General features: G+C 43.0%; 9 protein-coding genes and 1 tRNA gene. 2 read left to right on the forward strand and 8 right to left on the reverse strand.

The genetic code is table 11. The features are described from left to right. Positions 1-18 precede the first annotated feature (18 nt). On the reverse strand, positions 19-669 hold the full coding sequence (locus PL11201_RS15540) for a hypothetical protein (RefSeq protein ID WP_339394364.1): 651 nt from the start codon (positions 667-669) through the stop codon (positions 19-21). Between the two features lie 194 nt (positions 670-863). Between PL11201_RS15540 and PL11201_RS15545 the strand changes: the two genes are divergently transcribed. Then, positions 864-936 (forward strand) — tRNA-Met (locus PL11201_RS15545). A 105-nt stretch (positions 937-1,041) separates the two neighbouring features. On the opposite strand, the gene accC is transcribed toward PL11201_RS15545, so the two are convergent. The 7 genes from accC to PL11201_RS15580 form a co-directional block, all read right to left on the reverse strand. Continuing rightward, the gene (accC, locus tag PL11201_RS15550; protein ID WP_079679851.1) at positions 1,042-2,394 is read right to left on the reverse strand and encodes an acetyl-CoA carboxylase biotin carboxylase subunit; all 1,353 of its coding nucleotides are present in this window, start codon (positions 2,392-2,394) and stop codon (positions 1,042-1,044) included. Positions 2,395-2,502: 108 nt separating this feature from the next. After that, positions 2,503-5,394 (reverse strand): isoleucine--tRNA ligase, encoded by a 2,892-nt coding sequence (ileS, locus tag PL11201_RS15555; protein WP_079679960.1) that lies wholly within the window; start codon positions 5,392-5,394, stop codon positions 2,503-2,505. 208 nt (positions 5,395-5,602) lie between these two features. Beyond that, positions 5,603-8,080 carry an ATP-dependent Clp protease ATP-binding subunit gene (locus PL11201_RS15560; RefSeq protein WP_079679852.1) on the reverse strand — a complete coding sequence of 826 codons (2,478 nt, stop codon included), beginning with the start codon at positions 8,078-8,080 and terminating at the stop codon, positions 5,603-5,605. A 579-nt stretch (positions 8,081-8,659) separates the two neighbouring features. After that, positions 8,660-8,992: a DUF5615 family PIN-like protein gene (locus PL11201_RS15565; protein ID WP_079679853.1), complete on the reverse strand. Its 333-nt coding sequence runs from the start codon at positions 8,990-8,992 to the stop codon at positions 8,660-8,662. Continuing rightward, positions 8,985-9,302: a DUF433 domain-containing protein gene (locus PL11201_RS15570; protein WP_079679854.1), complete on the reverse strand. Its 318-nt coding sequence runs from the start codon at positions 9,300-9,302 to the stop codon at positions 8,985-8,987. The genes PL11201_RS15565 and PL11201_RS15570 overlap by 8 nt, the downstream gene beginning before the upstream one ends. 245 nt (positions 9,303-9,547) lie before the next feature. Continuing rightward, complete coding sequence (locus tag PL11201_RS15575; protein ID WP_079679855.1) at positions 9,548-10,990, reverse strand: LCP family protein; 1,443 nt, start codon at positions 10,988-10,990, stop codon at positions 9,548-9,550. Positions 10,991-11,072: 82 nt separating this feature from the next. Then, a complete protein-coding gene (locus tag PL11201_RS15580; RefSeq protein ID WP_079679856.1) occupies positions 11,073-11,447 on the reverse strand; it encodes a hypothetical protein in 375 nt (124 codons plus the stop codon). A gap of 125 nt (positions 11,448-11,572) precedes the next feature. Here PL11201_RS15580 and rpe point away from each other — a divergent pair, with 125 nt between their 5' ends. After that, entirely contained in the window at positions 11,573-12,274 is a 702-nt protein-coding gene (gene rpe / locus PL11201_RS15585) for a ribulose-phosphate 3-epimerase (protein WP_079679857.1), read from the forward strand. Positions 12,275-12,323: the final 49 nt, after the last annotated feature.

Below are 12,323 nucleotides of genomic sequence, written 5' to 3' on the forward strand. Positions count from 1 at the left end.
TTCAGAAAATCCAGATGTCTATTGCGCCACTGGAATTCCTGACATCTGCAATTGCATTTTTTGGTCAGGATAATCAGTTAAACTCATGGTTAATTCCTTGGAATTTTCCACTAATGCCGTAGGAATTGTGACCGTTCCTTGATAAACTTTGCCACTAGGAGGCAATTGGCCAGGTAATTCTTCCACACTGGCGCTCAAAGCACGACCCTTGTCATCGGTAACATTTAAAAAACTATAGAGAAATCTAACAGATTCTTGACCTTCATTTTTTAGGTTGACATTTAAAACCAAAGAATTCCCTTTACGAGTCGCTTCTACCACTTCTAAACTTACCCCTCCATCACGGCTAACAATGGGAAAAACTGATTTATTATTTACTACCGGGGCGGGGGAACTTTCAGTTTTCGGTTTTTGGGCTTGGGTAGAGGTGGGCTTATTGGCCACTTTAGCCGATGCACTCGCCACTTCTTCCTTCCCTTCCATGCGCTTCTTGACCGTTGCTAGGATATCCTTCTCTTTCAGCAACAGCACCCCATCATGGCGGTTTCCATTTTTATTTTTATTGGCTAAGTTGTTTGGACGCACATCGGGTTGTGTAATTTCTTTCAACGCCGAACGACCCAGACCATAGCCCCAAACGGAACTGGTAAAGCCAGCGCCAAACATCATGGTTAGTAAAACGACAGTCAGAACAACAGTTGAATTTAGTCCCATCTCAAAATTTAGATATGATTTAACTTGCTATTTTAACGGCTAATGCCTATAGGATATGCTATCACCTACACAGCTTATTCAAAATTTAGCCAAAATTAGCGATCGCGGTTAACAATTTTGGGTGAGAGTATGATATTGTACTATTGGAAGCGCCCTTGGCCGATTGGGGAGGCAGCGAACTCATAATTCGCCTTCAGACTGGTTCGATTCCAGTAGGGCGCATCAGCTTAAACCCCATCCCTGGTTGAATGATGATTGAGGCTCTCCCGTACTCGGGACGCTCACCCCAGGTTATAATCTATTCCTGATTCGGGGGAGTTAGGTTTTCTATTCTCCTTTTTTCATCATTTTTTCCACAAAATTAGTATAAATTTCTCCCCTGATAAATTCGGGATTTTCTAATATTTTTTGATGAAATCCGATGGTTGTGGGAACTCCCGTAATCGCAAATTCCCGTAACGCCCGTTTCATTCTTAAAATTGCCGTCGGACGGTCTGGCCCCCAAACAATTAACTTGCCAATTAAAGAATCATAATAAGGAGGAATTTCATAATCCGTATAGACATGGGAATCAATTCTCACCCCATTTCCCCCCGGCGGTAAATAACCACTAATCTTTCCAGGATGGGGACGGAAATTATGTTCGGGATCTTCGGCGTTAATCCGACATTCAATGGAATGACCGCGTAAAATTACTTGATTTTGAGTTAATAATAACCTTTCCCCTTGAGCAATGCGAATTTGTTCAGCAATTAAATCTAATCCGGTGATCATTTCCGTAACCGGATGTTCCACTTGAATCCGGGTATTCATTTCCATAAAATAGAAATTGCCCGACTGATCAACTAGAAATTCAACGGTTCCCGCCCCGGTATAATTAATCGATTTAGCTGCTTTTACCGCCGCGTTTCCCATCTTTTGACGCAGTTTAGGAGTAATAAAAGAACTGGGGGCTTCTTCTAATAGTTTTTGGTGACGTCGTTGAATCGAACAATCCCGTTCTCCCAAGTAAATTACATTACCATAATTATCAGCTAAAATCTGAATTTCGATATGGCGAGGACGTTCAATAAATTTCTCTAAATAAACCCCCGGATTTCCAAAAGCGGCTTCTGCTTCCCCTTGGGCCGCGGCAAAAAGTTTAGGGAGTTCCGAATCTTCCCTCACTAACCGCATTCCCCGACCTCCACCCCCGGCGGTGGCCTTAATAATCACCGGATAACCGATTTTCCGGGCCAGTTGTAGGGCTTCTTTGTCATCACTCAGGAGTCCATCACTGCCCGGTACGGTGGGAACTCCGACCCGTTGCATGGTTTCCTTAGCCGTTGATTTGTCTCCCATTGACCGCATGGCGTGGGGTGTGGGGCCAATAAAGGCAATATCATGATCGGCACAAATTTCGGCAAATCGGGCGTTTTCAGCCAAAAATCCATACCCCGGATGAATGGCCGTGGCGTTACGAGTCAGGGCAGCGGCGATAATATTGGGAATATTCAAATAGCTTTTACTGCTGCTGGGTTCGCCGATACAAACGGCTTCATCGGCCAGTTGGACATGAAGGGCGTGGCGATCAACCGTTGAATGAACAGCAACCGTCGCAATACCCATTTCCTCGCAGGTGCGAAGAATCCGTAAAGCTATTTCCCCTCGATTGGCAATTAATATTTTTGAGAATCGCATCTTTAATATCAGAAAACAAGATTTATCAACCACTTTGTAGTAAGCCCTTTGGGGCTTAGTCTTCTGGGGAAGAAAGCCCTAAAGGGCTTACTACTTTTAGAAATAGTTTTAAAAAGTTCCCGCTAATGCCTCCACACAACGTTCACAAATAGTAGGATCTTCTTTTGATTCCCCAATATGGACGGAATAATTCCAACAGCGATCGCATTTTTCCCCATCGGCTTTGACAACACCAATTCCCAAATCTTCAAACTGTTGATTATAGGGTAAACCGTTTAAAGGTTCGGGAGTATCTAATAGTTCAACCTGGGAACAAATAAACAGATAACGCAATTCATCCACCCCATTATTATCTTTTAATTCTGTAGTTTTGGGGTTCATTTGTTGCAACTGTTGACGCAGATCCTCATCCGCAATATATAACAATACTTTGGCTTCTAAGGAGGCACCAATGATTTTATCCTGACGGGCTTTTTCCAAGACAACATTAACATCACTTCTAATTTGTCGTAACTGTTGCCATAACGTCCCTAATTCTGGCTTTTCCCAGTGTTTTTCTAACCTTACCCAACCCGCTTCAAAAACCGAAGTCTGGGGCGGAGAATAGGGAATATTTTGCCAAATATCCTCGGCTGTATGGCATAATACGGGGGCGATCGCCTTCGCCAAATTCTCTAACGCCACGGCTAAAACCGTTTGACAACTGCGACGCCGAAACCCATCAGCCCCACTAATATATAACCGATCTTTGGCAATATCCAAATAGAAATTAGATAAATCCACCACACAGAAATTCTGAATCACCTGGAAGAATCGGAAGAATTGATAACTTTCAAAGGACTCTGTTATTTCAGTAAAAACCTCCGTAATCCGGTGTAACATATACTGATCCAATTCCGGTAATTCTTCGTATTTAACCGTATCTTTACTCGGATCAAAATCATGCAAATTCCCCAATAAAAATCGGGCAGTATTTCTAATTTTGCGGTAAACATCCCCCATCTGTTTCAGGATATTTTTCCCCAAAGGAACATCCGAAGAATAATCGACCGAGGACACCCACAACCGCAGAATATCAGCCCCATAAGGCGGCTCCTGCTGTTGATTTTTCCCCCCTTCAATCACAATTGCCGGATCAACCACATTTCCGATGGATTTACTCATTTTCATCCCCTTTTCATCGAGGACAAATCCATGGGTTAATACGGTTTTATAGGGAGCATGACCAGAATTAGCTACACTGGTTAATAAACTTGATTGAAACCAGCCCCGATGTTGATCAGAACCTTCTAAATACATATCCGCCGGATACTTTAATTCGGGACGTTGATTAACAACAGCCGCCCAAGAAGAACCCGAATCAAACCACACATCCATGGTATCGGTTCCCTTGCGGTAGGTCTTGCCATTATTGCGGTATTCTGGGGGTAATAATTCCTGAATGGATAACTCCCACCAAGCATCCGAACCCTTTTCGGCAATAATAGTTTGAACGTGATTAATTGTGCTTTCATTTAATAACGGTTCGTTGGTTTCTTCCTCATAAAAAACCGGAATCGGAACCCCCCAACTCCGTTGTCGAGAAATACACCAATCACTGCGATCAGCTACCATGGAAGTAATCCGATTTTCTCCTTGGGCGGGAATCCATTGCACCTCAGAAATTGCTTTTAAAGCCGCATCTCGGAACCCTTCAACGGAGGCAAACCATTGTTCAGTAGCCCGAAAAATTGTGGGTTTTTTCGTGCGCCAATCGTAGGGATATTTATGTTGATAGGGTTCTTCTTTTAATAGGGAATTAACTTCCGTTAAAGCCTGAATAATTGCCCCATTTCCCTCACCTAAAACATTTAATCCTTCAAATTTTCCAGCTTCATCGGTAAAGTTTCCTTGATCATCCACAGGGGATAAAATCGGCAAACCATATTTTTGACCGACAATATAGTCTTCTTGACCATGACCGGGGGCGGTATGAACTAATCCCGTACCGGATTCGGTGGTAATATAATCTCCCCCAATAACTATCGGACTTCTCCGATTAAATAGGGGATGTTTATAGGTAGAATTTTCTAAATCCTGACCTTTAAAAGTGGCTTTAATGGTTAACGAATAACCCAAGGTTACTGATAATTGTTCAGCTAAATCCGCCGCCACAATTAAATATTTAAACGCCGGGGGGTTTTCACTTTCCCCCACTTCCACAACCGCATAATTTAAAGCGGGATTAACCGCAACGGCTAAATTACCCGGAATTGTCCAAGGAGTTGTTGTCCAAATGGCGACCCCTAATTCCGATAGAAAGGGCATTAATAATTCCCGCAAAGGTTCAGATACGGTTAATAGTTTAAAGGCGGCAAATAAACTGCGGGAAATGTGACCTTCTGGATATTCTAATTCCGCTTCAGCTAAGGCGGTTTTTGAACTGGGACTCCAGTGCACGGGTTTGTGTCCTCGGTAAATATATCCCTCTAAAAACATCTTGCCAAATACACCAATTTGGGCGGCTTCATATTCGGGTTTTAAGGTTAAATAGGGGTGTTCCCAGTCGCCCCAAACCCCATACCGTTTGAAACCGGTTTTCTGTTGTTCAACGGCTTGTAAGGCGAAATCTCTGGCTTTGTGACGCAAAGTTAAGGGGGTTAATTGTTCCCTTTCCCCGGCTTTCATGTTTTGTAATACTTTCAATTCAATGGGTAAACCATGACAGTCCCACCCGGGAACATAACGAACTTTACGACCCTGTAAAATTTGATAGCGATTAATAATATCTTTAAGAATTTTATTGAGAGCATGACCAATATGCAGCGTCCCGTTCGCATAGGGGGGGCCATCATGTAAAATAAATAATTCACCGGGGTTATTTTGTGACAGGCGTTGATAAATTTCCTGTTCAGCCCAAAAGGCTTGGATTTCCGGTTCTCGCTTCACGGCGTTTGCCCGCATATCAAATTTTGTTTGGGGCAAGTTGACGCTATCTTTATAGGATTTGGCTTCTGTCACAACAGTATCCTGAATGATTCTTGTTAATTGATTTGTATTGTATCCTAACATCGTAGTGAGCCCTTCACGCCTCAATTATTGATCTGCAAGTCGCAAATCGTAGTGAGCCCTTCAGGGCTCAATTATTGATCTGCAACTAAGACAGTGAACTTGATCTACAAAACCCGCCCTACCGGAGTAAGACGGGTGGGATGAGAATTAGAGTAAATTAGGAATGGGTAACGGCGTATTCATTTAGAGAATTCAGGGCATGATCTCCGGGTGAAATTGTAACTTTTCCCTGTTGATCCACATCAATAAATGCCCGATCGCCATCCTTAATTGTTCCGGCTAATAAAGCTTCAGCTAAGGCATCTTCTAACAGATTCATTAAGGCTCGACGTAAGGGTCTGGCGCCATAATTCGGGTCAAAACCCACATTAACTAAATGATCTTTGAACCCTTCACTGACGGTTAAAGTAATATCTCTTTCGGTTAACCGAGCCAGCAGATCTCGAAGTAGAATTTCGGCAATTTGTCTAACTTCGGATTTTTGCAATTGACGGAAGACAATAATTTCATCCAAACGGTTAAGAAATTCTGGCCGGAAATATTGTTTGAGTTCCTCATGGACTAAATTTTTAATCCGGTTATATTGCTGATCTTCTTGAGAAGTTGCAGCCCATTCAAATCCTAAACCGCCACCACCTTTTTCAATTACCTTAGAACCGACGTTCGAGGTCATAATAATTAAGGTATTTTTGAAACTGACCGTGCGACCTTTGGCATCGGTTAAACGTCCATCTTCTAAGATTTGTAATAACAAATTGAAGACATCGGGATGGGCTTTTTCAATTTCATCAAATAGCACCACCGTATAGGGACGACGACGGACAGCTTCAGTTAATTGTCCGCCTTCGTCGTAACCCACAAATCCCGGGGGAGAACCGATTAATTTAGACACCGTATGTCGTTCCATATATTCCGACATATCTAAACGAATCATCGCGTCTTCTGCCCCAAAGAAATAGGTCGCTAGGGCTTTAGTTAATTCGGTTTTTCCGACTCCCGTGGGGCCAGAAAAAATGAAACTGGCAATGGGGCGATCGGGATTTTTTAATCCTACCCGGGCACGACGAATGGCGCGAGAAACGGCCCCTACCGCTTCATTTTGACCAATTAAACGTTCATGTAAGATATCTTCGAGTTTCAATAATTTTACCGATTCCGATTCGGTTAATTTATTGACATTAATACCCGTCCATGCAGCTAAAATTTCGGCAATATCGTCTTCAGTTACGACTAAACCCGTACCCGCGATATCGGTTTTTTGAGCGGGGGTTTCCAGTTTATCTTTAATTTCCAATTCCCGATCGCGCAGTTCACTGGCTTGATCGAAATCTTGGAGTTTAACAGCCGTTTCTTTTTCGGCAATAACTTTAGTTAATTCCCGTTTTAATTCCCGCAATTCGGGGGGAACTTTGGAATTCATCACCCGAACTCGCGAACCCGCTTCATCAATTAAATCAATGGCTTTATCGGGTAAAAAGCGATCACTAATATAGCGATCGGATAAGGTCGCCGCCGCGTACAATGCCTGATCGGAAATCGTTAATTGATGGTGTTGTTCGTATGCGCGACGCAACCCGAACAGAATTTCCACGGTTTCTTCCACGGTGGGTTCGCCGACCATCACCGGTTGGAACCGCCGTTCCAGGGCCGCATCCCGTTCAATATATTTGCGGTATTCATCCAGGGTAGTCGCCCCTAAACATTGCAACTCACCCCGGGCGAGGGCGGGTTTGAGCATATTAGAGGCATCCATAGTCCCTTCAATGGAACCCGCACCCACAATGGTATGAATTTCATCAATCACTAAAATGATATTTCCGGCGGTACGAATTTCTTCGACAATGGTTTTTAGGCGTTCTTCAAATTCCCCCCGAAAACGAGTTCCAGCAATTAAAGTTCCCATGCTCAAGCTGATCACTTGTTTATTTTCGAGGACGTCGGGAACATCGTTATTGACAATGCGTTGGGCCAAGCCTTCCGCAATGGCGGTTTTTCCCACCCCCGGTTCACCCACCAACACCGGGTTATTTTTGGTGCGGCGTCCCAGAATTTGAATTACCCGCTCAATTTCCCGTTGACGACCGATCATCGGGTCAAGTTTGCCTTCGGCGGCTAGTTGGGTGAGGTTGGTGCCGAATTCGTCGAGGGTGGCGGTTTTGGTGGACTTGCTGCGACCGCCTCCTCCGGGGGCGACGGTGGCTTCTTCCCCAAGGGATCGAATTACCTCAGTCCGCACTTGAGAACGGTCAACCCCTAGATTTTCGAGGACTTTGGCGGCGACTCCTTCATTATCTTGGAGGAGTCCGAGTAAGATATGTTCGGGGCCAATGTAGTTATTCCCCATTTGTCGCGCTTCCTTCATCGCGGTTTCAAAGATGCGTTTGGCCCTAGGGGTAAAGGGAATTTCTACCGGGAGGAAACCTGACCCGCGACCAATAATGGCCTCGACTTCTTTTTGGACTTCCCGCAGGCTTAACCCTTGTGCCTTCAAGGTTTTGGCGGCGACACTGGTTCCTTCGCTCATTAAGCCCACAAGAATTTGTTCTGTTCCTACAAAGTTATGTCCCAGGCGTCGGGCTTCTTCCTGAGCTAACATCACCGCCTTAATTGCCTTATCCGAGAAGTATTCAAACATTTTTTCTGCTCACTCCCTATATAACGTTTATTTTTATGGAGTTGTCATCCCTGGTGGGGAGACGATGATAGGTTTTAATGTCCCGATGTAAACTTTTATTGAGATACTACAATCTAATGTAACGTTATTTGGTCAAACGTGCAGTGAGGACACCCGTAATTTTGATATGGGGTTGCAAACTGACCAATTCCCCCCATTACCCATTCCCTATTCCCCATTCGCTTTTATATCAGAATTAAAGGAAGAAGCAGAAATAAATAAATAGGGTAATAAAAACCCAATAATTGTTTGTTACACAAAATGATAATAATGCTATAATATAATCAGAGAAAAATCTGATATAGCAGTTGCCACATCTATTAGGACATTCTTGAAAGCTAAAAGCTACTTATAGTAAGTATTTACCTATTGCCCATTGCCCATTCCCTATTGCCTCTTGCTATAGTAGTAATTTTGAATCTGCCAAATATTCTGATCTATTGATATCGAATTGAAGTAAAATTAAGGAGGATAATTATTATTGTGGTTTTGGTGCGTGCGCTTTGCTCACACACCCTGCGGGTTGGCGATTGCCTGCTTCTATAAATACTCCAAATGATTCTTCATTTCCTCGGCATTCAGTATCTCCCAAATTAATACTAACCCTTGCAAAATTTGCCCAATAGATTTACTGCTTTGTGGACAGTAAACAATACCCGAATGGGTAAAACCAGCATGATGTAGTCTCAAAAAATCCGTATCCTGAGTAAAAACAACTCGCTCTTGAGACCGGGCAAATTCTAATTGTTGTTCGTCAGATTTCCCGATCATTTCTTCTTCTGGAGTCGTACTAACATCAATTCTACGTCTTCGCAACCCACTTGCTATAGCAAGAGTTATATTTTCATCTAAATGAAATTTAATTTTACCCATGCTGACGATTTTTTAATTTTTGTTGCAATAGTGATGGGGTTTCAGTTTGCAATTGACGGGCAAATTCTTCGTCAGCTTTGATGGCAGATCGGATTTCATCTCGATGATCATGATAATAGGCTAAAGCTGCATAAATATCAGATAAGGTAATACTGGGATAATGATAAAGAATTTCATCAGGCGACATTCCCATTTGTTCATGCCAGATAACAATATCCTGAACTCTAATTCGATGTCCAGCAATACGGGGTTTTCCCCCACAAATTCCAGGGGTAATTTCAATATGTTCTTGAATGACGGTAATAGACATAATAAACCGATGGTAACGGGAAAATTAGCCTCGTAAGATTATAACATACTTCCATCGAATTGAGGTAAAATTAAGGGGAATTATTATTATTCTGGTTTAGGTGCGTAGGCGTTGATAGCCACACCCCACGGGTTGATGGGATGATTTAAACTTTTTGATCTGAAACTCAAAATAAATATCGTAGGGTGGGTAAGCCCAGCGAACGCACCAACGCCTAAGAGGGTTTGGAGACCCAACCCCGACAATCATTTTTTTGTGGAATTAGGAGTTAATTGAAGCCCTGGAGACGCAGAAGGACTGGGTTGATTATATTTTTTCAACCAATCTTTCCCGACTTGAATGGTTAAGTCAGATTCTAAAAATCCCGTACTTTCGACGACAACCTTACCAAAACCTAGAGATTTTTGTAAAGATTCAGCACTCTTAATATCGCCATCCTGAGCGACAATTTTGGTTTCTTCTAAGGGTTCTGTCCAAGGTTTAGAAATTTTGACATTCCAAAATCCCTGATCATTTAAAGTTCCAACCAATTTATCAATAGCCTCAGAACTATCATTACTATCTTGAATGGCAATTCTTAAATCTTTGGGATCAATATTATCAAATTTCCAAACATCCTGACCAAAATCAAAATGTTGAGCCACTATATTTTCTAAACGGGCTGCATCGGGTAACCAATAGCTGGCTCGATATTCTTTCGGGTCACTAAATTCCCCTGGAACCATTAGCATTTGTACATTTTCCCGTTTAATATTGGTGGCAAAATCAACTAAGGCGACTAATTCTTCTAAACTTAAATTGGTATCAATATGAGACTGAACAATTGACATAACTTGAGGCAGTTTAGAAATGGTACTCACACTTAATGCTTGTTCCATGAACTCCCGAATTAGCATTTGTTGACGTTGTACCCGTCCGATATCGCCTAAAGCATCATAACGGAAGCGTAAAAACTGTAAGGCTTGCGCTCCATTCAGGTGTTGTTCCCCTTGTTTTAAATTAATATAGAGATGTTGGCTATCATCTTGATAGTGCATATCTTTGGGAACGTAAATACTCACGCCTCCCATGGCGTCAATTAATTTTTCCACCCCTTGCACATTCACCCGCACATAACGGTCTATTCCCACACCGCCTAATAACTCACTGGTGGCTTTTGCACTTAACGCCGGGCCGCCATAATAGTTAGCATCATTAATTTTAGTCATTCCCCGACCTTCTACATACGTCCGAGTATCCCGGGGAATGGATAATACTTTTAACTGTTTATTAGCCGGATCAAAGCGGATCAATAGCATTGTATCCGATAACCCTTTAAAGGAATCCACCAAGGCATGGTATCCCGCTTGCGGGTGGGAATCATCTTCCAAATCTGAGGTTAAAACCTTTACCCCCATCACCAGAATATTCACCGGGCGGGTTAATTCTGGCAGTCTCATGTTGGTGGTCGCCATTTGACCTTTAGAAAAAACCGCCGCTTCTTCGGGGGTTAGTTTTTGCTGTAATAGAGGTGTTGTCGATAGAGACACGGCTAATAAAGCTCCGGCGGTGGCCGAAATCATGGCGACTCCAGCCAAACCTAAACCCAGTCCTAACCACCGTCCAGGACTAGATTGAGCTAATTTCCTGAGATTGGGTTTTGACGGGTTTGGCAATGGTTTTTGACTCTGATATCTTGGTGCTGACACGGACTTCCTCACACAATCAATAAATAATTTTTAGAGAGAATACACTGATGGCGAAATCGGGGATTGTTTTAGAACCAACCTATTATGGCAGATGTTTGCCTAATACTTGTTCAGCTAGGCGGCTAATTCCAGGAAGCCATAGCGGTTGACGTTTCCAGACTTTAATCATTAAGCCTAAGCTGACAATAAAATAACTGCTTGTCAATAGACTACTGGTTAATAACATCGGCAGGGTGATCGATTCCGCACTATAAGCTCCAGTTTCTAACAATATCAGTGCTGTTAACCAACTGAACGCTAACACAATCACTAATCGACTGACGGCTTGTTGTTGTTTTGTTCCTGACCGTCGATATAGTGTCCACAATGCCGGGAAGAAACCCAATATGGGAATTAGATAAACAAATAACTGCAACCGTTCATGTTCAGGATTCTCATACAGGGGATTGGTTTTCATAAAATAGAAAATAAAGTAAGCACCGAAAACAGAAAATATTTTCTCAACCTCTAAAACCAGCAAACCCAATACCCCGATTCTGATACAATGGTGACAACTTGAGATGCAGGAGAACAGATTACCCCATGATCGCAACCCAGAAACCGATTGTTATTTCCCCCTCCATATTATCAGCAGATTTTAGTCGTCTTGGTGAAGAAATTCGGGCGGTGGATGAAGCTGGCGCCGATTGGATTCATGTTGATGTGATGGATGGTCGCTTCGTTCCCAATATTACCATTGGGCCATTAATTGTGGAAGCTATTCGTCCGGTAACGAAAAAACCCCTGGATGTCCACTTAATGATTGTGGAACCGGAAAAATATGTCGAAGGTTTTGCCAAAGCTGGCGCTGATATTATTTCGGTTCACGCCGAACACAACGCTTCTCCCCACTTACACCGAACCCTGGGTCAAATTCGAGAACTGGGTAAACAAGCGGGTGTGGTTCTGAATCCTTCTACTCCCTTAGAATTAATTGAATATGTCTTAGAACTTTGTGACTTGGTGTTAATCATGAGTGTTAACCCCGGTTTTGGTGGTCAGAAATTTATCCCCGGAATGGTGCCGAAAATTCGCGCCCTCCGTCAAATGTGCGACGAACGAGGTTTAAATCCCTGGATTGAAGTCGATGGCGGTCTGAAAGTCGATAATACTTGGCAAGTCTTGGAAGCCGGGGCTAACGCTATTGTGGCGGGTTCGGCGGTATTCAATGCCCCTGATTATGCTAAAGCTATTGAAGGAATTCGCCATAGTAAACGTCCTAGCCCTGAGTTAGCAACGGTCTAATATTCCATCATGAAATGTTTGCTACAGATTCCCCAGTGTAGAGACGTTG

The sequence above is a fragment of the Planktothrix sp. PCC 11201 genome (assembly GCF_900009135.1).
Lineage (GTDB): Bacteria > Cyanobacteriota > Cyanobacteriia > Cyanobacteriales > Microcoleaceae > Planktothrix.

Excerpts from the sequence above, each read along its gene's own strand:
- accC (WP_079679851.1), bottom strand. The coding sequence starts at position 2,394 with ATGCGATTCTCAAAAATATTAATTGCCAATCGAGGGGAAATAGCTTTA.
- PL11201_RS15580 (WP_079679856.1), bottom strand. The coding sequence starts at position 11,447 with ATGAAAACCAATCCCCTGTATGAGAATCCTGAACATGAACGGTTGCAG.
- PL11201_RS15570 (WP_079679854.1), bottom strand. The coding sequence starts at position 9,302 with ATGTCTATTACCGTCATTCAAGAACATATTGAAATTACCCCTGGAATT.
- PL11201_RS15560 (WP_079679852.1), bottom strand. The coding sequence starts at position 8,080 with ATGTTTGAATACTTCTCGGATAAGGCAATTAAGGCGGTGATGTTAGCT.
- rpe (WP_079679857.1), top strand. The coding sequence starts at position 11,573 with ATGATCGCAACCCAGAAACCGATTGTTATTTCCCCCTCCATATTATCA.
- PL11201_RS15540 (WP_339394364.1), bottom strand. The coding sequence starts at position 669 with ATGATGTTTGGCGCTGGCTTTACCAGTTCCGTTTGGGGCTATGGTCTG.
- PL11201_RS15565 (WP_079679853.1), bottom strand. The coding sequence starts at position 8,992 with ATGGGTAAAATTAAATTTCATTTAGATGAAAATATAACTCTTGCTATA.